Raw genomic sequence first — 21400 nt, 5'->3', positions numbered from 1 at the left:
GGCGGATGTTACAATGCGCTTTACAGTTTCTTAAGGATTGAAGAGTCTTTCTATCAACCTTATTACATTTATTTAAACAATTTGAGAGATTTCAACGAAAATTTCTCCTAAAAAAGGCGCCGCCCTGCCATAAACAGCAGAGCAAGCGCCTCTTCGCGGTCACTTTATTTCAATTCATAGGTTACGCTCAGCTGAGTGGTTACTTTAACTTCTCCGGGTTCAACGGAGCTTCCGGCAGCTGAATCATTCGCTGCTTTGGACATGGCGGCCTGTTCAACGAAGACAACCGGGTTATTCCCGTCGTCGTTCTGAATGACCGTTACCACCTGCCCGAGTCCGCGTTTCGCCGCTTTAGCAATCGCTGCCGCTTTTACATCTGCATTCTGCATTGCTTTTTCGATAACCTGTGCTTCAAAGGCTGATGGATCTTCGATCGCAAAGCTTGCATTGCCGATATTGTTCGCGCCTGCCGTCGATGCTGCATCCAGCAATTGTCCGACCTTAGTCAGATCACGGTAGGAAATCTTCAGCGTATGCTGGGCATTATAGCCTTTAACCTGCTGGCCTTCCTTTTCGCTATAGATGTAATTAGGCTGTACATAGAACTGCGTGCTCTGAATATCCTTGTCCGCAATTCCCCAGGTTGTTTTGAATAATGCAGTCAGCTTCGCAATCTTTGCCGCGGTACCCTTCTGCGCCTCTTGTGCAGTATCAGCCGTGGTAGTTACCCCGATGGAGAGATAGACGATATCCGGTTTGATCGCAAGTTCACCTTTACCGACTACGTTCACAATATTCTTCTGCACCTCATCGGCAGCGTAAGCCTTTTCAGGACCTTTTAGCACCCCGCTCAGCCCCATTCCTCCTATAATCAAGCTTCCTGCCAGCAGCACTGCTCCGATTGATTTGCCAAATTTCATCATGCTTGCCATCCCCTTTCGTTTCTTTAAGTTGTTGGTACCCTCTAGACGGACCAGCATGGCAAAAGTTGCATATCCTATGTACGTTATTTAATAATTTATTCCGTCTCTATCCAGAAACGCCGGATGACATTTCCGTCCTCCTCAATATATTCGCTATCCTCTACTCCGCCATTCTTGCGGATCGTCCGTTCCGATGCTGTATTGACGGCGTCGCAGACCACGAGTGCCTTCTCTATACCCAGTTCAGCAGCTTTCACGAGGGCCTGCTTCAGAAGTTCACTGGCATACCCCTGTTTGCGCTCCGAAGGGACCACGCCATAGCCGATATGCCCGCCTGTACGGAGTAACGCTTCCGTCAGCCGGTGTCTGATGTTCACGGCAGCCACCACCCGCTGATCCGTTGTCACCAGCCAGAAGGTTGAACTGCTCACCCATCCGTCTTTGATATTCACACCGCCGGCATGCTCACGCAGAGACTGAAGCATCCCGGCAAAGTCAGCAGGATCGATCTCGACTACCCAGGGAACGAATGATTCTCCGCTGGCCTTCCACTCTTCATAAAATGCCAGATAGGGCTCTCTGAGAGCTTCTGTAGGCTCCACTAATGTTACCTCACTGCCTTGGATCTGCATCTGTGTATCTCCCCTTACATAAATAATATGAAAAAAAGCCCCTAAGGGCTTTCGGTAAGACGTGTACCATTTATTGATTCTCGAGTTCTTCCTTACTTACAAGACTTGTCAAAGCGGTTACAGCTTGTTCCGCATCTGCGCCATCTGCGCTGATATAAATCTCCGTACCGGAACTGATCGCAAGGCTCATAATGCCCATGATACTTTTGGCGTTAACTTTTTTATCGTCTTTTTCCACGAAAATCTCCGACGAAAACTTATTAGCTTCTTGCACAAACAATGCTGCCGGCCGAGCATGGAGCCCCGTCTTCAACCGAACAACTACCGGGTGCTTTGTCATGAAACGCTTACCCCCTATTTGAGATCTGCCCAAAAATTTCACATTAATTTTATAATATTATATCATTATAACCTCTACCGCACTAGAAAAAAAATAATCAACTGCCCCGCACCTTGTCAGCCAGCTCATCAATTTTGCGCAAACGGTGGTTTACGCCTGATTTACTGACGGTGCCGCCCAGCATATCGCCAACTTCCTTCAGGTTGATATCCGGGTGTGCAAGTCTGATTTCCGCAACCTCACGCAGCTTATCCGGCAAGCTTTCCAGTCCCACCTCACGCTGCAGCAGCTTGATATTCTCAATCTGGCGTACCGCGGCGCTGATCGTTTTGTTAAGATTGGCCGTTTCGCAGTTGACGATCCGGTTAACGGAGTTACGCATATCGCGCATGATCCGTACGTCCTCGAATTTGAACAGTGCCTGATGGGCTCCGATCAAACTTAAGAATTCAATAATCTTCTCGCCTTCCTTGATGTATAGGATGAAGCCTTTCTTGCGTTCTATGCAGCGGGCATTCAGGTGAAATTCACCAGCCAGCTCCACGAGCGCATTGCAGTGCTCCTCATACATCGAAGCGATTTCCAGGTGATACGAGGAACCCTCCGGATTATTCACTGAGCCGCCAGCCATGAAGGCCCCGCGCAGGTAAGCACGCTTGCAGCAGTTCTTGCCGACGATTTCATCATCGATCCCATCGGTGAAGATGAAGCCTTCCGAGACAATCCGCAGATCCTTCAGGATCTCCTGAACCCGGTTTGGGATTCTTACGATATAGACGTTATTCTTCTTCAAACGCATTTTTTTACGCACGAGCAGCTCGATATGGACCTGGTAATATTTCTTAAGTAAAGAATATACCCGCCTTGCAATCGCGGCGTTCTCCGTCGAAATGTCGAGAACAACCTTTTTGCTCGAAAGCTGCACCGAACCATTCATCCGGATCAGCGCTGACATTTCCGCTTTCTCACAGCAGGGCTGGCTCTCGACCATCGTCAGCTCTTTTTTGGTAAGGGCCGCAAAAGACAAGGGGCTCACCTCTTTCATGTTAACTCTTTCTGTCAATCCAATCCTGAACCAGCTGGAAAATATGGTGGCTAAGCTTATCTGTATCATGCCGCAAATAGGTTTTAAATAATACCAGTTTGTCGGCAATCACCTTATATCCGTTGCCGTCAACGACATCGCGGTCAAGCTGCACCGGACGCGCGCCTTTCTCGGCATATTTGATCTGTACCTGCTCCGGGATCTCTCCGTCGTTCACAATTACATAATCGAACAGATGCAGTCCGATATGGTCGTATACCGCCTGAAGATGATCACTGACTGTATAATTATCCGTTTCACCGGGCTGGGTCATTACATTGCATACAAATATTTTGATCGCATCCGAGGCCACGACAGCTTCAGCCAGCTTCGGCACCAGCAGATTCGGCAGAATGCTTGTATACAGACTGCCCGGACCGAGCAGAATGGCATCCGCATTCCGGATCGCTTCCAGCGCCTCCGGCAGAGGCTCCACATCGGCAGGCTCCAGGAACACACGTTTGATTATACCGCCGGCCTCCGGTATTTTGGATTCGCCGGTAATCAGGGTACCATCCGACATCTCGGCGTGCAGTACCACCGCTTCGCCTGCAGCGGGCAGCACCCGGCCGCGGACGGCGAAAAGGCGGCTAAGCTCTCTGACTGCCGTAACGAAATCCCCGGAGATGTCTGTCAGCGCTGCCAGAATGAGATTGCCCAGGCTGTGTCCGGCGAGGCCCTCTCCGGTACTGAAACGGTAGCGCATGATCTGCGCCATCAGAGGCTCCACATCGGCCATAGCCGTCAGTACGTTACGGATATCCCCCGGAGGCGGCATTTGCAGCTCACTGCGCAGAATCCCGGAGCTCCCCCCGTCATCTGCCACGGTTACGATAGCCGTAATATCCAGCGGCTTCTCCTTCAATCCCCGAAGCATAACAGACAGCCCGGTACCGCCGCCCATGACGACGATCTTCGGACGCTGCCCTTGTTCTTCAGTCACTACTCATCCCTTCTCTCGTCAATGCCGATCACGTTCGGAATCCCGATGGCTGATTGCTACCGATTCCGTCTCGCTTACCCCCAGCATTTTGCCCAGATACTCTGCAATGGCTACGGAACGGTGTTTGCCGCCTGTACAGCCGATGCCGATAATAATCTGGGATTTGCCTTCCTTGCGGTATTGCGGAATAAGAAATTGAAGCATGTCAAGCAGCTTGGTCAGGAACGTCTGCGTTTCAGGCCATTTCATCACATAGTCATACACATCGTTGTCTTGGCCTGTCTTGGGCCGCAGCTGATCCACATAATGCGGATTAGGCAGGAAGCGGACATCGAACACCAGGTCAGCATCAATCGGAATACCATACTTGAACCCAAACGAAGTAATGTTAACGGAGAGGGTGCTTTTCCCGAGATGGGAGAACCGTGACACAATTTTTTCTTTTAGCTGTGCCGGCTTCATGCTGCTGGTATCCAGACACAGGGTAGCTGAATTCTTGAGCTCCTCCAGCATTTGGCGCTCCATCCGGATACCGTCAAGCGGCATGCCCTTGGGAGCAAGCGGGTGGTGACGCCGGCTCTCTTTGTAGCGTTGCACAAGCACTGAATCTGTTGCATCCAGGAAAAGAATCTCAAAGCCTATGGTCGACTCGTCCTTGATATAGGCCAGAGACTCCGACAGAGCGGTGAAGAATTCCCGTCCCCTGAGGTCGATCACGAGCGCCACTTTGGCGATTTTGCCTTTGGACTGCTCAATCAGTTCGGCGAACTTCGGGATCAGCACTGGCGGAAGATTATCGACGCAGAAGAAGCCGAGATCCTCCAGGCTCTGCACTGCAATCGTCTTGCCTGCTCCCGACATGCCGGTAATGATGATCAGGGTGGCACGACCGGGCGATATTTGCTCGAATTCGGTCATTAGAGCGTCCCCTCCCTAAGGTTAGTATATGAATAATTCCTGCTCCTTAAGAACGCAGCAAAAGACCTGCCGCACCAATAATACCGGCATCATTGCCAAGCTCCGCAGGCACGATGGTAACACCAGTCTGCAGAGGTGCAGGTGTTAGCTTGGCGAATACACGGCGGACTTCATCAAACAGGATATCGCCGGCTTTGGATACGCCGCCGCCTACGATAAACACTTCCGGATTCAGTACCGCAGCCACCGCAGCCATCGATTTGCCCAGGTAGAATGCTGCACGGTTCACAATACGCAGAGCGACTTCATCGCCTGCCTTGGCAGCGTCAAAGACCTCCTTGGCCGCAATCTTCTCCACCGTGGACAGAGTGGTGCGGTCCCCGCGGGCCACTGCATCATTCGCCATGCGGATAATGCCAGTCGCAGAGGAAACGGTTTCCAAACAACCTATGTTCCCGCAGCCGCACTGGATAGCTTCCAGATCGGGAACTACTGTGATATGGCCAAGCTCTCCGGCCAGACCGGCAAAGCCCTGATACACCTTGCCATTGATAATAATTCCGCCGCCTACCCCTGTACCCAGCGTATAGCAGACGCAATTCTCAATGCCGCGTCCTGCACCGCTCCAAGCCTCGCCCAGCGCAGCCACATTGGCGTCATTGTCTATTTTGACAGGCTTGTTCAAACGACCTTCCAGAATGGAACGGATCGGCACATCTCTAAATCCTATGTTAGGCGCAAGGATGATGATTCCTTCACGAATATTCGTAAACCCGGCAAGCCCGGCTCCCACACCGGCAAGCTGTTCCCAGGAATACGGAGAGTCCTCCACAATCAGGCGCACATACTTCTCGATATTATCGATAACGGCATCGACGCCGTCTGCGGTCCCCGTTGGACCTTCGTAAGTGTGCAGCAGGCTTCCCTCGGCATTGCAGATTCCAACCTTAATCGTGGTTCCACCTAAATCCACGCCAACGTAGATATTTTCAGACATGTTACAAGCCACCTTTTTCTATGCTAAAATAGTTAATCCTACGTACCCACTATAATAGAAGCCTCCCCTGCGGTCAAGGAAAGGCGATACACCCGGGGCAATGTTCTTCAGGAAGCGGTATGGGATGTTTTGACATGCTCCATCCGCGGACAACCCGCCTAACAAAAAGACCTTCTCACCCGGCAGGCAAGAAAGTCCGAAAGTAATCTTCTATTGCCCTGGTCCCTGTAAATCTGCCATTATTCCGACAAAATACGCTTTTGCCCCTCTAAGGCACGGATCGGAGCAATATTCTGTGTGAACTCCAGCGTTCCCATATAGCGGCCGGTCTCATCACGTACTGCGAAGTAGCGGATATAGATGAATTTATCTTTGATGGCAATCCAGAAATCCTCAGCATCCTTAACGCCTGCCTTGAAATCTGCCAGCAGCTTCTCCACTACATGCACGCTTTGCGGCGGATGACAGTTCTGCACCGTACGGCCGATAACCGCCTTGGTCCGGGCGAAGATCCGTTCCTTGCCATGCGAGAAGTAGCGGACCACATCGTTCTCATCGATAAAGGTCAAATCCACCGGCAGATGATTCATCATCGTCTCGAGCTGATGGAGTGACAGCAGCCCGGTCTCAAAACGGATGAAGCCCTGCGGTGATGCAGCTTCTCCTTCCTCCTGACTCTGGGCACCCTCCGGTTCAGCGGCACGCTCCGGAATCCATTCCTGCTCCGGCGCGGTCAGGCAGAAGCCGATCTCATCGCTTTCGCGGGCGATTTTGACCCATTCGTCTTCAGTAAGCTTATCGAGCGCCATCGGCAGCAGAATATTCTCTTCTTTGAAGATCATCTCGTTGACTTCTTTAATGATCTCTTCCAGTGAAGCTGCAATCTGCTCAGACTCCCCGTTGTACGCGCTGAGTGCTTTCTTAGCTTCCTTAATCATATTACGGATCCCGTCATCCACGCCCCACATTACCTTGGTTGGACCATAAATGCCGTACTTCTCTAAGTAAGGAAACAGCAGATTTTCCTTGCGGCTGTAATGCTTGTCGAGGTCGAGCAGTAGGCTCAGATCCTCCAGCAGCTTGAAGATGATCTCTTCGCTGGCGTTCTTCTTGAACTTATCTGTGTGCAGCTCCAGCCGGAAGTTAACCAGCCGCTCAATCTCACGGTTCTCCAGCTTGAAGGTATGCACAGGATGCCCCGGCTGCTCTTCGGCCTTCGAGGAACGGTGAATTTGCTCAATTGAGCCTTTGAAGATGGCCGTATGAACGGAGCAAAGGCGCTGTACTTCCTCTACCGGAATGCCCTCCTCCGTCATCAGGGAATGCTCCATGGCAGATATCTCAGCTACAGTCACATCGCCTACCGCTTCGGCAAAACGCGCCTTAACTTCCTCTACACTTTTACCCGCATGCAGCTCCTTGATGATCTCCTTCAGCATAGCCTGGCGGCGCGTCTGCTCCGGTACATCCACTTCACGGTTATTAATCAGTTCGCTCATTATATTCTCTCCTTCTATTCAATAATCTCGAAGCCGTGCTGCTCAAAGGCCAGCCGAACGGTTTCCAGCTCTATTCTCTTTAATTTCATGCCTTTGGATAATGTCATGAACCTGCCTGCCGTCTGCAGCATTCCAGGCTTCGTTATATCATGGAAACCCAGACCGGCCATAATATCTACGGCTTCCGGGTGCCTGGTTACCAGCTCCAATATAGACTCATCTAGCTTCAACACTTTGCTCAAGATCTGCACACCTCACAATTGAGAATTCTTCTCAGCAACAGCTTAGCATAGGGCAGGGGGGTAAATTGTGATTACAGTCACTAAGTATAAAATTACCCCACAACATATTAGCTTTTAAGGAAAAAGCTGCCCGTACGCCTGTTACAGCATAGGGACAGCCATGTATGTTAAGAATTCACAGAATTCAAGGCTTCGGCTATGAAAAGCGTACATATAAAATTCCTTTGCAGGGTGCCGCCATTCCGGCCGATCAGCTTATGTAACCTGGCGCTTAATTCAATCTGCTCCGCTTCCTTCAGCCCGATGAACCCGTTGCAGGTCCGCAGGAAGTTAATGAAGCTATCCGCGTCATCCCTGCTGTCCCAAGGATACCGGTAGACCTCCGGGGCTCTGAAATTTCCGCTGCCGGACAGCTCTGCTACAGTTCGCTCCACTCTCTGTTCAATTACATCCCGCTTATTAAACCAGAATACCTCATACTCCGCACAGACCTCGGCAATCTCTTGCTCCATCTCACTGTCTCCCTGCAGATAAAAATTCCAAAAGAGCGCGAGCCGCCCTCCCGGCTTCAGCAGCCGCCCACATTTCTTGTAACCTTCCGGCTGCGGCACCCAATGAAAGGCTTGAGCGGAGAAGATCAGGTCGAAATCCTTCTCCGGCCCAGACCAGTGCTCGAATCTGGAGGTTACAAATCGCACGTTTTTATCCCTATGCTTCTGTCTTCCCAATTCCGCCAGTTGTGGGCCCGGTTCAATACATAGCAGCTCATACCCGCGGTCCAGGAATAATTCGGAGGCTTTACCGCTCCCGGCACCGATCTCAAGAATTCTGGACTCCTTAGTCAGAGAGGCTTCTTGTACAATCTGCTCAATCAGGGCGAATGGATAACTGGGTCTATACCTATCATAGTATTCAGCCGCTTGATTGAAACGTTCGCTTTCCTTGAGCCAGTCTTTGTTCCTCATTCGATTCACTCCCTATACTTGGATAATGCTATTTACGCCAACGGTTGTGCATGGTTTCACATAATAGGGAGAAGAATCTTGTGCTATTCGCGCATAAGAAAAGCTGCCCTCACGCCTTTTACAGCATGGGACAGCAGGGAAATAGCTATAGAAGACTTGCCTTTTTACAGCGACCTGCTCAATCTGTAGGAATTACGGATATCATGCGAAATCCGCATGCTGCAGAATTTAGGACCGCACATAGAGCAGAAATGAGCTTGCTTCGCCCCCTCCGCAGGAAGCGTCTCATCATGATACTCCAGCGCCCTTTCCGGGTCCAGAGAGAGATGGAACTGGTCTCGCCAGCGAAACTCGAACCGTGCCTTGGACAGCGCATTATCCCTGTCCTGTGCACCCGGATGCCCCTTGGCGAGGTCTGCGGCATGTGCAGCGATCTTGTAGGTAATGACTCCCTCGCGCACGTCATTCTTGTTAGGCAGACCTAAATGCTCCTTGGGTGTAACGTAACACAGCATAGCCGTCCCGAGCCAGCCGATCATCGCCGCCCCGATGGCTGAAGTGATATGATCATAACCGGGTGCAATATCGGTAGTGAGCGGACCCAGGGTGTAAAAAGGGGCTTCCCGGCAAATCTCGAGCTGCTTGTCCATATTCTCCTTAATCTTGTGCATCGGCACATGCCCCGGGCCCTCAACCATTACCTGAACATCGTGCTTCCAGGCCAGCGCTGTCAGCTCTCCCAGTGTCTCCAGCTCAGCGAATTGAGCTTCGTCATTGGCATCTGCTATAGAACCCGGACGAAGTCCGTCCCCCAGAGAGAAGGCCACATCATACGTCTTCATAATCTCACATATAGCTTCGAAGTGTGTGTACAGAAAGTTCTCCTGCTGATGGGCAAGGCACCAAGCGGCCATAATCGAGCCGCCCCGTGATACGATTCCCGTCATTCTTCCGGCAGTCAGCGGAATATAGCGCTGTAGCACCCCGGCATGAATGGTAAAGTAATCGACCCCCTGCTCCGCCTGCTCAATCAGCGTGTCGCGATAGAGCTCCCAGGTTAAATCCTCGGCTATGCCGTTCACCTTTTCGAGCGCCTGGTATAAGGGCACCGTGCCGACAGGCACAGGAGAATTGCGTATAATCCATTCACGGGTGGTATGAATCTTGGAGCCGGTGGAGAGGTCCATGATGGTGTCGGCCCCCCAGCGGGTTGCCCACCGCATCTTCTCCACTTCCTCTTCAATAGAAGAAGACACCGCAGAATTTCCGATGTTCGCATTGATCTTAACCAGGAAGTTACGGCCAATAATCATCGGCTCGCTCTCGGGATGATTGATGTTGGCCGGAATAATGGCCCGTCCGGCGGCCACCTCATCCCTTACGAATTCCGGCCGGGTATTCTCGCGGATCGCGATATACTCCATTTCCGAAGTAATGATCCCTTGCCGCGCATAATGCAGCTGGGTAACATTGTTGCCCGCATGTGCCCGCAGGGGACTCCGCTGCAGCCCTGGATAAGCCTCTGCGGGCGGCCCGCCCCTGCGGATTCCATTATCCTGCGGCTGCACAGCTCTTCCGGTGTATTCCTCCGAATCGCCACGCTCCGCAATCCAGCATAAACGGTGCGGCGGCAGCCCCCTCCGAATGTCAGCCTCTTGCGCAGCATCGGTGTAAATTCCGCTTGTGTCATAGACACGCAGCGGTTCGTTCTCCTCTTCCCCGGCAACGCCCTCGGTTCTGCTGAGGCTGATCTCCCGCATCGGAACCTGAATATCCGGGCGCGAGCCCTCTACATACACTTTGCGGCTTGCAGGAAATCGGGAAAGGTCCACCTCTTCGTTCTTCATCATTTCTGGCATTCTAATCTCCTCCTCTTCGCCCTATGAGCCAATCAGATAAGATTTCACGCAGCAGACTGAGCCGAAGAATCATGTATAGCACAAGGCATATGAATTCTTGCAAGTCAAAAAGCCGCTCCACCTGGAGCGGCTTTATCAAAGGAACAGCCCAATAAGACTGTATTCAAAAAAAGGTCCGACTCCACTTTCCTACGCTGGTATGATCCAGATCAGGTTCAAGGGTCCGGAAATTCACTTTTCCCGTCTCAGCCTATTCAGGCTCCCCTAGTGGGTATCTTATCTAATTAAATACATTCTACTGGTATAGGATTTTTTTGTAAACCCGTAAATAACAAGAACCTTCTCCGGTTATTTATCGAGCGATTCGCTCCAGTCATGCACCATCGTGCCTTCCAGGAACTTCTCGGCATCCATGGCGGCCATACAGCCGGTTCCGGCTGCCGATATGGCTTGACGGTAACGCGTATCCTGCACGTCGCCGCAAGCGAATACGCCGGGAATATTCGTCTCTGTGGTGCCCGGGTTAACCACTATATAGCCATTGGCATCGGTGTTAATCTGCCCGCCTAAGAAAGCGGTATTCGGTGTATGTCCGATAGCGACAAATACACCATCCGCTTCCACCAGCTCGGTAAGTCCCGTCTCATTGTTAAGGACGGTGATGCCCTTAACTCCGGTATCGCCGACGGTTACCTCAAGCGGCGTGCGGTTCAGTGCCCATGACACCTTGCTGTTGTCGCGTGCGCGGTCCTGCATGATCTTCGAAGCACGCAGCTCCGGACGGCGGTGCACCAGCGTTACGCTGGAAGCAAAGCGGGTCAGGAAGCTGGCTTCCTCCATCGCGGAATCGCCGCCGCCGACCACGACAATTTTTTTGTTACGGAAAAAGAATCCGTCACAGGTCGCACAGGTGCTGACCCCGCGTCCTACATTCTCCTGCTCGCCCGGGATACCCAGGTATCTGGCGGAGGCGCCGGTCGAAATAATGACCGACTCCGCTTCCAGTACACCCATTCCGTCTACAGTCACCTTGAACGGACGCTGTGAGAAGTCAACCGACTCCACCCAGCCATTCTTGAATTCAGCGCCGAAGCGTTCGGCCTGCTTACGCATGTTGTCCATCAGATCAGGACCCAGAATTCCTTCAGGGAAGCCTGGAAAGTTCTCCACTTCTGTCGTCGTTGTCAGCTGTCCTCCCGGCTGCAAGCCTTCAATTACGAGCGGGCTCAGGTTCGCGCGCGCCAGATAAATCGCGGCAGTCAGCCCGGCCGGGCCTGTTCCGATTACAATCGTTTTGTACATTACATTGGCCTCCTTACAAGTAGGTTTGTATTTACAAGTGGAAACGGCTTTATCGTCCTTTTATTAAGACGGTACCGTTTCAGCGAGAAATATAAGGATAAGTTATCGTGAGAAACGTATAGATTCTTATATTTGAAAAAAGGGTTCAAATATTGTTGGTGGACGGCGACAAGCCGTCCGTTCCCGGCAGCATGCCCTGGGTATCGCATTCACTGTCGATCCGCCGTGCATAGCGGCTTACCATGGAGACCGAGACGCCGTAACGCTGTGCCGCCTCGCGGAAGGTGACCGGACGCCCGTGCAGCCTGGCAGTCAGATACTCCAGTGCCGCACACCAGCCGCCGTCATTGCGGAATAACGGTACATCCGGATACAGGCTGCCGATGAACTGCTTCCAGATAAACTCTGCATCCTTCTTCTGCACAGCATCATATCTCCGGTCCATCATGGCCACCGTATGATCGATAATCCGCTGCCAGTCTTCCTTCCATTCAGCCGGGCCCTTGGGGCTGGAAGCCGCTTGCAACGGCTCTTCCTCAGGAGCTGCAGCTTCTTCCAGATTCTCTCCAATCAGCCGCTGCAGGCTGAACAGCGCCGCCTCCTGCAGCCGGTCCTCCTGGAGCGGCTGATGCTCCAGAACTCCGCGCAGTACCTCGGACATCTCCTCATCCTCAATCCAGCGCAGGGCTTCGGTCACCTGCAGCTTCGTGGAGGAATCGCCGTAGCGCAGCGCCCAGAAGAACGAGGCTCGCAGCAGCGGATTGTTCCGTACTTCTTCAGTGAACTTGCCTGTATTCCCCTTCCACTGCTTAAGCTGCTCCTGGAAAGGCAATTGGTAATTATAGCTGACAGCAGGCATGGGTCTGTCTTCTCCCCGGGCTTGCTGGAGCTGGGACAGGAAGAATGCCGGCACGGCAGACTCAGGGTCCAGCTTCGCAGCCTGTCTCCAGCAGCGTAGCGCTTCAGTGTAGAGGCCGCTGTTGCTGGCCGCTGCTGCGCAGTAATGATACAGGCCGGCGTCTCCGGCGACCTCTTCATCCTTCAGCAGACGCCGGAAGTGGCTGTATGCTGCAGTATGTCTGCCCAGGATGCCCATCGTCGTGGCCATTTTGAATACATGCTCCTGATGAAAAGGCACAGTGGCTTCAAGCATGCCCAGCAGAGAATCCAGCTGCTCCTTGTCACCTGCATACTGCAGGAAGATCGCCATATTGCAGAGCGCATGCAGATTACCGGGGTCCTGCTTCAGCACCTCGTTCAGGCATTCCTTCGCTTTGGCAAACCGGCCCATATAGAAATAAGCGAGGGCCAGGTTATTATGCGCAGCCAGAAAGTCCGGCGAGATCGCAATGATCTCTTCCAGCAGCTCTACGGCCTGGGGAAACTTGCCCTCCTCCAGCAGACTGCGGGCCCGGTCATGCTCGACCACACCCTCACGGCTGCGGATCCGCACAAGCGGAGCAGGACGGTTCAGCTCATATTGCAGCAGCTCCATCAGCTCTTCGGATTCGGCCATGAACTCGCCGCTGGCATCCTCCTCCAGATACGTGACCAGCGAACGCTCCGCCTCTTCAAAGCTTTCCATATTGGCGTAATTATTAGCCATATAGAAATGACATTCGGTCATTGCGGGATCAATCTTCTCCAGTACATGGGTCAGAATCTCATTAGATGCTGTGTAATTACCCATCTCAGATAATATACCCGCCATGTTGCAATGATTCACCGGATTATCCGGCTCATATTCAACAGCTTTGCGAAAATTCTTTAATGCCTTATCATATTGAAAGCGGTCAAGCGACCGTACGGCTCTTTCAAAGAAAAAATTGGCATCCAGAGTGACCGGAATCACATTACCGCTGTCCGTATCATTCTCTGAAGTTTTCTCAATCATGGAAGCAAGGCACCTCCCTTTGTAAGCTTCCCTAGCCTAACGAAAAATAGGAGAGCGGCATCAAATATATACCCATACTCCCTGTCTTAAGTGTTCTTTTCGTTTCCATTTATGGACTTGGCTGTCTTCTTCACACAGTATACCACATGTGGTAGTGAGATTCTCAACCGGGGAGGAGAGTTAAGGGGAGGAAAAAGCTTGAAAAGTTGCTGCTGCAGCATAACTGTAAAAAGAAACGCAGGGACTATATCCCCGCGTCTCTAAATAGCTTGTCTATGGAACCGCCTTCGATGATAATACGTGTGGCTTCTGCCAGCATAGGTGCAACAGAGAGCACCGAGAATCTGCTGGAGTGCTCATCCGGCAGCGCAATAGAATCCGTGACGACAATTTCGTCGATATTGGGATGATCCATCCGCTCCAGCGCATCTCCGGAGAACAGCCCGTGCGTGGCACAGACGATGCTGTTCCGGGCCCCGCGCTCCTTCAGCCCTTCTACCACATTGACGATCGTGGTCCCCGTATCAATAAGATCCTCAATAATAATCGGCGTTCTTCCCTCAACGTCTCCGATGACATGGGTAATCACCGATTCGTTATGAGCCGGACGTTTCTTGATCATGATGGCAAACGGAGAGTCCAGCCGGCTGGCCAGCTTCTCAGCCATGGAGGCGCGGCCTGCATCGGGTGATACGACTACCAGATCGGAGAGGCCTTTGATCTTCAAATAGCCGCTGATCAGATCAAGCGCAGTCAGATGATCCACGGGAATGTTGAAGAAACCCTGGATAGCCGCTGCATGCAGGTCAATAGTTATCACGCGGGTAGCTCCTGCAGTGGTCAGCACATCGGCAACCATTTTGGCTGAGATCGGCTCACGCGGCGCAGATTTGCGCTCCTGCCGGGCATACCCGTAATAAGGAACGATAATATTCACTGTTCTTGCCGATGCGCGTTTGGCAGCGTCGATCATAACCAGCAATTCTACAAACAGCTCGTTAATCGGATGAGCCAGGGATTGCACCAAAAATACGTCGCAGTTCCGGATGCTCTCTTCATAATGCACATATATCTCGCCGCTCTTGAAACGTGTCAGCTTAATCAGGCCCAGCGGTGCGCCAAGGCGCTCCGCAATATCAGCGGCCAGCTTCGGATTCGACGAACCGGAAAAAATACGTAATTGATGATGCATAGTACCCTCCTGGGATTATAATTTAAACTTCGAACGCAAGTGGAAACGGCTTTGCCGTCCTTGTATGGACGGTACCGTTTCAGCGAGAAATAGAAGGATAATATATAGCGCGAAGCCTATACATTCTTATATTTGGACGGATGTGCGGCGGCGTCCTTCGAACACAGCCAGTTCACGGAAGCCCGTGCGCCACAGCATTTCCCGCGCCTCCTGTAAGCCGTCTCCCAGCTTCAGAGGGTCATGGGCGTCTGAGCCCACGGTGAGCGGAATGCCCAGGGCATACGCCTGCTGAAGCACATGCTCAGCCGGGAACATTTCGGCGCAAGGCTTAGTGAGTCCCGAAGCATTCAGCTCCATCGCGATTCCGCTGCCGGATATAACCTTGAGCGTCTCAAGCTCCAGTGCTCTGGCCTCGGCTCTTCCTTCCGGAGTCTGCGGCCCGTAACCGAACCTTTTGATGACATCCATATGTCCTATAATATCATATAATCCCGATAACGCCGACTTCTGCACTGCATCATAATATCGGCGGTAGACGCTCATCACGTCCTGGCCTTCCCAGCCATGGGTCTGCCGGTGGTCCGTAATATCCCATTCTCCGAGAAAATGCACCGACCCGATCAGATAGTCCCACGGATAGGGTGCTAAAAGCTCGCGGATCTGCTCTTCATATCCCTCGATATAATCCGCTTCAAGCCCCACCCGCAGCTCAATCGTTCCGCGGTAGCGCTCCTTCAGCGTAAGACATTCCTCCACATAACGCGGAAGCTCCGCAAGCGGCATAGCCATCTCGGGATAATAGTGCTCCGGATCTACATGGATAAGCGGCAGATGATCGGACAGTCCAAGCTGCTGCAGCCCGAGCGCTATGCCGCGCTGCACATACTCTTCAAGCTTCCCTACGGCATGGCCGCAGCGCTCATGGTGGGTATGGTAATCAATACGCATGCTGAACCTTCCTCCTAGTCCCGGCGAGGCCGTTCATGGCGGGCACTCAGCTCTTCCAGAATCTCATCCAGCGGAAGCTTCCGCTCCTGCAGCAGGACCAGTAAATGATAGATCAGATCGCTGACTTCAAGGCGAAGCTCGGCATTATCTTTATTTTTGGCGGCGATAATGGTTTCGGAGGCTTCTTCGCCGACCTTCTTGAGAATCTTGTCGACGCCCTTATCAAACAGATAAGTAGTGTACGCCCCTTCCGGACGGTTCACTTCCCGCTCGGCAATTACGCGCTCCAGCTCACCCAGTACAGCAAAGCGGTCATGGCCTGCTGCTGCCGAGTTAACTGTACCCCCAGCTGCTTCAGCTGTTGCCGGTGCATCGAGGGGAATCTCGCGGAAGAAGCAGCTGTTCTCACCCGTATGGCAGGCCGGTCCTTCCGGCACAACTTTCACCAGTAGCGTATCGCTGTCACAATCGTAATGGATGGAGGTGATGGCCTGGGTATTGCCGGAGGTTCCGCCCTTATGCCAGAGCTCACTACGCGAACGGCTCCAGAACCAGGTCTGGCCGCTCTCAAGAGACAGCCGTAGTGACTCCGGATTCATATAGGCGAACATTAATACTTCCAGGGTACGGGCATCCTGCACCACTGCCGGCAGCAGGCCAGCTTCATTCCAGCGGATGCCTGACAATGCCTCCTGCTGGCTCTGCGCTATATCTTTCTTGTCCTCGCTCATCGGATCTCTACCCCTCTTTGCTTCAGATCAGCCTTCAAATCATGAATGGCAATCTCTTTATAGTGAAAAATAGTTGCCGCAAGTCCGGCATCTGCCTTGCCTGCGGTAAATACATCATAGAAATGATCAATTCTTCCCGCACCGCCGGAAGCAATTACAGGAATGCTCAGCAGATCGCAGACTGCTGCCGTCAGCTTCAGATCGAAGCCGTCCTTGGTGCCGTCGGCATCCATGCTTGTAAGCAGGATCTCGCCGGCTCCCAGCCGCTCAGCTTCCTTGGCCCAGGTAAGCGCCCGGATACCGGTAGGCGTACGGCCGCCGTGAGTGTACACTTCCCACTCGCCCCAAGCCTCATTATATTTGGCATCCATCGCCACCACAATGCACTGGGAGCCGAAGTGGCGGGCGCCTTCAAGAATCAGCTGCGGATTATTGACAGCTGCCGTATTAATGCCGATCTTGTCTGCACCGGCACGCAGGATCCGCTTCATGTCCTCAGGTGTCGAAATCCCGCCGCCCACCGTGAATGGAATAGCAATCTCCCCGGCAGTCTGCCGCACGACCTCGACCATGGTCGCCCGGCCTTCCACCGATGCGGAGATATCCAGAAATACCAGCTCATCTGCACCTTCGCTATCATATAAAGCCGCCAGCTCCACCGGATCTCCGGCATCGCGCAGATTTACGAAATTAACGCCTTTTACCACCCGCCCGTCCTTCACATCCAGACAGGGGATAATCCGTTTGGCTAACATCCAAGACCCCTCCTTCACAGGCTAACAAAAGTAATTACTAAGCCCGTAACCCCTACGCCTTACCCAGCGCCTGCAGGGCTTCAGCCAGATCAATATTGCCGGTGTAGAGCGCCTTGCCGACAATCGCTCCACCGATCCCGCTGCCGCTATGTACGCTCAGACGCAGCAGATCGTCCAGGCTGGTAACACCGCCGGAGGCGATTACGGTTTTGCCGCTCGCCCCGGCCATGGACAGAATACCCTCCACGTTCGGACCCTGCATCATCCCGTCACGGGAGATATCTGTGTAGATGAAGGTCTCTGCACCCTTGGCTGCCAGCTCCTTGGCCAGATCCTCTGCGCGCACCTCGGAGGTATTAAGCCACCCATGCGTAGCCACATAGCCGTTACGGGCGTCAATACCGATCGCTACCTTATCGCCATACTTCGCGAGAACCGCCTCTGTAAAAGCATAATCATTGATCGCCGCCGTTCCAATAATGACCCGGCTGATGCCAAGACCCAGCAGCTTCTCCACATCCGCAAGCGTGCGGAGACCGCCGCCGACCTGAACCGGAACATTGGCATTCCTGGCAATGGCTCCGATGATGGCATCATTAACGGGATGCCCGGCCTTGGCGCCGTCCAGATCGACCAGATGGATAAACTGTCCGCCCTGCTCTTCCCAAGACTTGGCCACCTGAACCGGGCTGTCGTTATAAATAGTTTCCTGGCTGTAATCCCCCTGCTGCAACCGGACACATTTGCCGTCCCGGATATCAATTGCCGGATATACGATAAAAGAAGACATGTAGCGCTCCCCGCTTTCATTACAATTTGCAATATAGTTATTCAGGCTTCACGCCTGCTCTCTTCGAAGCCGCAGGAAATTCCCCAGCAGCTTGATGCCAAGCTCGCCGCTTTTCTCAGGGTGAAACTGCATGCCGTACACATTGTTCCGCCCGACTACAGCCGTTACCGGATGTCCATAATCCGTGACCGCCAGCAGGTCGCTGTCGCTACCCGCAAGTACATGATAGGAATGGACGAAGTAGACATGCCCTTCCTCAAGGCCGGTCAGAAGCGGACTCGCCGGCTGGAGGAAGCCCAGCCTGTTCCAGCCCATATGCGGCACCTTGTAGCCGTCACGGGGTGCGAAGCGTACCACCGAGCCCGGCAGAAGATCCAGCCCCTTATGCTCGCCATGCTCCTCGCTGCTGCTGAACAGCAGCTGCATACCGAGGCATATGCCCAGCAGCGGCAGTCCCGCTTCAGCTGCAGCCTTAACTACAACATCCATTCCGCTCGCCCGCAGATGCTCCATCGCATCGCCGAATGCACCGACACCCGGCAGGATCACGCTGTCTGCCGCCAGAATCTCACCGGCATCTGCCGTCACCAGACTCGTATACCCCAGGCGTTCCACCGCCTTGCTGACACTGTGCAGGTTGCCCATGCCGTAATCGACGATTGCAACGGTCATGCTACAGCACTCCCTTCGTTGAAGGCACACCCTTCACCCGGGGGTCCACTTGTGTCGCTTCATCCAGCGCCCGTCCCAGTGCCTTGAAGACCGCTTCAATCATGTGATGGGTGTTGGAGCCGTAATGCACAATGACATGCAGCGTAATTCTCGCTTCCAGCGCAAATTTCCAGAGGAATTCGTGAACCAGCTCCGTAGAGAAGCTGCCTACCTGCTGCGAAGGATACGTTGCCCGGTATTCAAAATGCGGCCGGTTGCTGATATCAATCACTACCTGAGCCAGTGCCTCATCCATGGGGATGAAGACACTCGCATAACGCTTGATGCCTTTTTTGTCGCCAAGCGCTTCCCGCAGCGCCTGTCCCAGACAGATACCGATATCCTCAACCGTGTGGTGGTCATCGATATCGATGTCGCCCCGCGCCTGTACGCTCAGATCAAACTGTCCATGCTTGGTGAATAGATCCAGCATATGATTCAGAAAAGGCACATCGGTCTCCAGCTCGGAAACTCCGCTGCCGTCCACAGCAAAGGTCAACGCGATGTCCGTTTCGTTGGTTGTACGGCTAAGTCCGGCCTTGCGCAGCGCCACTTCATTATTATTGTTCTCCATTTCCGTCTCCACCTTTCGCTTCGTTCTCCAGCCGGATTTCTATTGCGCGGGCATGGCCTTCCAGGCCCTCACGCCGGGCGAGCTCCATAATCGCCGCCCCGTCCCGCAGCAGTGCTTCCTTGCTGTAATAGATCAGGCTGGATTTCTTAATGAAATCATCCACGTCCACAGGCGAGGAGAACCTTGCTGTGCCGTTGGTCGGTATAATATGGTTCGGTCCGGCGAAGTAATCGCCGACCGGCTCCGAGCTGTACGGACCCAGGAAGATTGCCCCGGCGTTCTCAATCGCGCCGGTCAATGCCATCGGGTCGGCCACTACAATCTCCAGATGCTCCGGCGCCAGCCGGTTCACAATGGAGATGCCCTCCTCGAGCGATTCCACGACGATAATCGCGCCGTAGTTCTCTACCGAGGCCCGCGCGATAGCTTCGCGCGGCAACGTCTGCAGCTGCCGTTCTACTTCGGCAGCAACGGCCTCCGCGAGACGCTGCGACGGCGTCACAAGGATCGCCGAGGCCATCTCGTCGTGCTCGGCCTGCGAGAGCAGGTCGGCCGCGACGTAGGCGGCCTCGGCGGTATCGTCGGCGAGCACGACGATCTCGCTCGGTCCGGCGATGCTGTCGATATCGACAGCGCCGTAGACCTCGCGTTTGGCCAGGGCCACGTAGATGTTCCCTGGCCCGCAGATCTTATCGACCGGCACGATCGATTCCGTGCCGAAGGCCAGGGCGGCGATCGCCTGCGCGCCGCCTACGCGGTATATCTCGTTTACGCCTGCCTCAGCGGCGGCAACGAGAATATAGGGATCGATGCCTTCGAAGCCGCCCGTCGAAGGCGGTGTAACCATCACGATCTCCGGCACGCCAGCGATCTGTGCCGGAATAACGTTCATCAGCACCGAGGAAGGATACGCTGCCTTGCCCCCGGGAACATAGACGCCCACCCGCTTCAGCGGGCGGATGATCTGTCCGAGGATCGTGCCGTCCGGCTGCAGATCCATCCAGGAATTGCGCTTCTGCCGCGCATGGAACGCACGGATATTGACGGCTGCCGCCCGGATTGCCGTCACGAAGGACTCCTCTACCCGGCCATAGGCGGCCTCTAGCTCCTCCTGCGTTACCCGCAGCTGCGCAGGCGTCAGCACTGCGCCGTCGAAGCGCTCCGTATACCGGAGCAATGCCGCATCACCTTCCTGTTTGATACCGGCCACGATTTCACGTACCGCCTTGTTCTGCTCCGGCGTGCCGTATTCCACTTCACGCTGCAGCTTAAACTCCTTACTGGACTGGACCTTCACCGCTGCTTCCCCCCTGAACTTTCTATTTACTAGCTAGGCTCAGCCGTAACTACGGATAATGTTTGGACTTCCGCTCCTACAGTTCCAAACTTCCCCTTCGTCACTTCTATCCTTTTTTCATCTCTTAAAGTTTAATCTGTATAGCTTATTTAATCTGCAGCTCCGGGCCTGCAATCACGGCCTGCAGGCGGTCACACAGCTGCTGGATTTCCTCATTCTTCATCCGGTAGCTTACCCGGTTGGCCACCAGGCGGCTGGTAATTTCGAAGATACTGGTCATTTCCACCAGCCCGTTATCCTTCAGGGTCTGGCCGGTCTCCACCATATCCACGATCCGGTCAGCCAGTCCAATCAGCGGCGCCAGCTCAATCGAGCCGTTCAGCTTCACAACCTCGACCTGCTGGCCCTGCTCACGGAAGTACCGTGAGGCCACGTTCGGATATTTGGTCGCTACCCGCTGCTGGATGCCCGGCTGCCAGTTCGGGAGTCCGATAATCGACATCCGGCAGCGGGCGATTCCCAGATCAAGCAGTTCGTACACATCACGGTTTTCTTCCAGCAGTACATCTTTGCCGACAATACCGATATCCGCTACACCATACTCTACATATGTAGGCACATCTACCGGCTTGGCAAGAATAAACTCCATTCCGGCTTCCGGCAGTGAAATCACCAGCTTGCGTGATTCTTCCCCGTCCGGAGGAATCGGCAGTCCCGCCTTGCGGAACAGCTCTGCGGCTTTGTTGTAAATCCGGCCTTTCGGCATGGCTACCTTAAGAATCTGTGCCATTCATACCCGCCTCC

General features: G+C 53.6%; 22 protein-coding genes and 1 riboswitch. All 22 genes read right to left on the bottom strand.

Annotated features, from left to right (window positions below; translation table 11 throughout):
• Positions 1 to 164: 164 nt before the first annotated feature.
• Positions 165 to 923 carry an SIMPL domain-containing protein gene (locus NSU01_RS00855; RefSeq protein WP_076243422.1) on the bottom strand — a complete coding sequence of 253 codons (759 nt, stop codon included), beginning with the start codon at positions 921 to 923 and terminating at the stop codon, positions 165 to 167.
• Positions 924 to 1018: 95 nt separating this feature from the next.
• Positions 1019 to 1555: a GNAT family N-acetyltransferase gene (locus tag NSU01_RS00850; RefSeq protein ID WP_076243421.1), complete on the bottom strand. Its 537-nt coding sequence runs from the start codon at positions 1553 to 1555 to the stop codon at positions 1019 to 1021.
• 70 nt (positions 1556 to 1625) lie between these two features.
• Positions 1626 to 1895, bottom strand: coding sequence for an HPr family phosphocarrier protein (locus tag NSU01_RS00845; protein WP_036651317.1), 270 nt, complete (start codon positions 1893 to 1895; stop codon positions 1626 to 1628).
• A 97-nt stretch (positions 1896 to 1992) separates the two neighbouring features.
• Positions 1993 to 2922, bottom strand: coding sequence for a DNA-binding protein WhiA (gene whiA / locus NSU01_RS00840; RefSeq protein WP_076243420.1), 930 nt, complete (start codon positions 2920 to 2922; stop codon positions 1993 to 1995).
• Between the two features lie 19 nt (positions 2923 to 2941).
• On the bottom strand, positions 2942 to 3883 hold the full coding sequence (locus tag NSU01_RS00835) for a YvcK family protein (protein ID WP_042140618.1): 942 nt from the start codon (positions 3881 to 3883) through the stop codon (positions 2942 to 2944).
• A 57-nt stretch (positions 3884 to 3940) separates the two neighbouring features.
• Positions 3941 to 4840, bottom strand: a complete 900-nt coding sequence (gene rapZ, locus NSU01_RS00830) for an RNase adapter RapZ (protein WP_039302396.1) — start codon at positions 4838 to 4840, stop codon at positions 3941 to 3943.
• A gap of 46 nt (positions 4841 to 4886) precedes the next feature.
• The gene (locus NSU01_RS00825; protein ID WP_076243419.1) at positions 4887 to 5837 is read right to left on the bottom strand and encodes an ROK family glucokinase; all 951 of its coding nucleotides are present in this window, start codon (positions 5835 to 5837) and stop codon (positions 4887 to 4889) included.
• A gap of 239 nt (positions 5838 to 6076) precedes the next feature.
• Entirely contained in the window at positions 6077 to 7336 is a 1260-nt protein-coding gene (locus NSU01_RS00820) for a DUF438 domain-containing protein (protein ID WP_039302390.1), read from the bottom strand.
• 14 nt (positions 7337 to 7350) lie between these two features.
• Positions 7351 to 7578 carry a DUF1858 domain-containing protein gene (locus NSU01_RS00815; protein WP_042231578.1) on the bottom strand — a complete coding sequence of 76 codons (228 nt, stop codon included), beginning with the start codon at positions 7576 to 7578 and terminating at the stop codon, positions 7351 to 7353.
• Between the two features lie 167 nt (positions 7579 to 7745).
• Complete coding sequence (locus NSU01_RS00810; RefSeq protein WP_076243418.1) at positions 7746 to 8543, bottom strand: class I SAM-dependent methyltransferase; 798 nt, start codon at positions 8541 to 8543, stop codon at positions 7746 to 7748.
• Between the two features lie 164 nt (positions 8544 to 8707).
• Complete coding sequence (gene thiC / locus NSU01_RS00805; RefSeq protein WP_144026042.1) at positions 8708 to 10402, bottom strand: phosphomethylpyrimidine synthase ThiC; 1695 nt, start codon at positions 10400 to 10402, stop codon at positions 8708 to 8710.
• 169 nt (positions 10403 to 10571) lie between these two features.
• A riboswitch (TPP riboswitch) is annotated at positions 10572 to 10678 on the bottom strand.
• Between the two features lie 72 nt (positions 10679 to 10750).
• Positions 10751 to 11704, bottom strand: a complete 954-nt coding sequence (trxB, locus tag NSU01_RS00800) for a thioredoxin-disulfide reductase (RefSeq protein ID WP_039302384.1) — start codon at positions 11702 to 11704, stop codon at positions 10751 to 10753.
• Between the two features lie 145 nt (positions 11705 to 11849).
• Complete coding sequence (locus NSU01_RS00795) at positions 11850 to 13598, bottom strand: tetratricopeptide repeat protein (RefSeq protein ID WP_076243417.1); 1749 nt, start codon at positions 13596 to 13598, stop codon at positions 11850 to 11852.
• Positions 13599 to 13842: 244 nt separating this feature from the next.
• Positions 13843 to 14790: a ribose-phosphate pyrophosphokinase gene (locus NSU01_RS00790; RefSeq protein ID WP_039302378.1), complete on the bottom strand. Its 948-nt coding sequence runs from the start codon at positions 14788 to 14790 to the stop codon at positions 13843 to 13845.
• A gap of 126 nt (positions 14791 to 14916) precedes the next feature.
• Complete coding sequence (gene hisJ, locus NSU01_RS00785) at positions 14917 to 15738, bottom strand: histidinol-phosphatase HisJ (protein ID WP_076243416.1); 822 nt, start codon at positions 15736 to 15738, stop codon at positions 14917 to 14919.
• Between the two features lie 14 nt (positions 15739 to 15752).
• Entirely contained in the window at positions 15753 to 16469 is a 717-nt protein-coding gene (gene hisIE / locus NSU01_RS00780; protein WP_076243415.1) for a bifunctional phosphoribosyl-AMP cyclohydrolase/phosphoribosyl-ATP diphosphatase HisIE, read from the bottom strand.
• Entirely contained in the window at positions 16466 to 17224 is a 759-nt protein-coding gene (gene hisF / locus NSU01_RS00775) for an imidazole glycerol phosphate synthase subunit HisF (protein WP_039302370.1), read from the bottom strand. Before hisF ends, hisIE begins: the two co-directional genes overlap by 4 nt.
• Positions 17225 to 17276: 52 nt before the next feature.
• Positions 17277 to 18014: a 1-(5-phosphoribosyl)-5-[(5-phosphoribosylamino)methylideneamino]imidazole-4-carboxamide isomerase gene (hisA, locus tag NSU01_RS00770; RefSeq protein WP_042132744.1), complete on the bottom strand. Its 738-nt coding sequence runs from the start codon at positions 18012 to 18014 to the stop codon at positions 17277 to 17279.
• A gap of 48 nt (positions 18015 to 18062) precedes the next feature.
• Positions 18063 to 18686: an imidazole glycerol phosphate synthase subunit HisH gene (hisH, locus tag NSU01_RS00765; protein ID WP_076243414.1), complete on the bottom strand. Its 624-nt coding sequence runs from the start codon at positions 18684 to 18686 to the stop codon at positions 18063 to 18065.
• A gap of 1 nt (position 18687) precedes the next feature.
• Positions 18688 to 19299, bottom strand: coding sequence for an imidazoleglycerol-phosphate dehydratase HisB (hisB, locus tag NSU01_RS00760; RefSeq protein WP_042132742.1), 612 nt, complete (start codon positions 19297 to 19299; stop codon positions 18688 to 18690).
• A complete protein-coding gene (hisD, locus tag NSU01_RS00755; protein ID WP_042132741.1) occupies positions 19286 to 20596 on the bottom strand; it encodes a histidinol dehydrogenase in 1311 nt (436 codons plus the stop codon). Before hisD ends, hisB begins: the two co-directional genes overlap by 14 nt.
• 145 nt (positions 20597 to 20741) lie before the next feature.
• The gene (gene hisG / locus NSU01_RS00750) at positions 20742 to 21386 is read right to left on the bottom strand and encodes an ATP phosphoribosyltransferase (protein WP_039302355.1); all 645 of its coding nucleotides are present in this window, start codon (positions 21384 to 21386) and stop codon (positions 20742 to 20744) included.
• Between the last annotated feature and the right edge of the window lie 14 nt (positions 21387 to 21400).

Origin of the sequence: Paenibacillus sp. FSL H8-0259 (genome assembly GCF_037963255.1) — a bacterium.
Taxonomy (GTDB): Bacteria; Bacillota; Bacilli; order Paenibacillales; family Paenibacillaceae; genus Paenibacillus_AQ; species Paenibacillus_AQ phytohabitans.
This window is presented reverse-complemented; position numbering and strand designations above follow the sequence as displayed.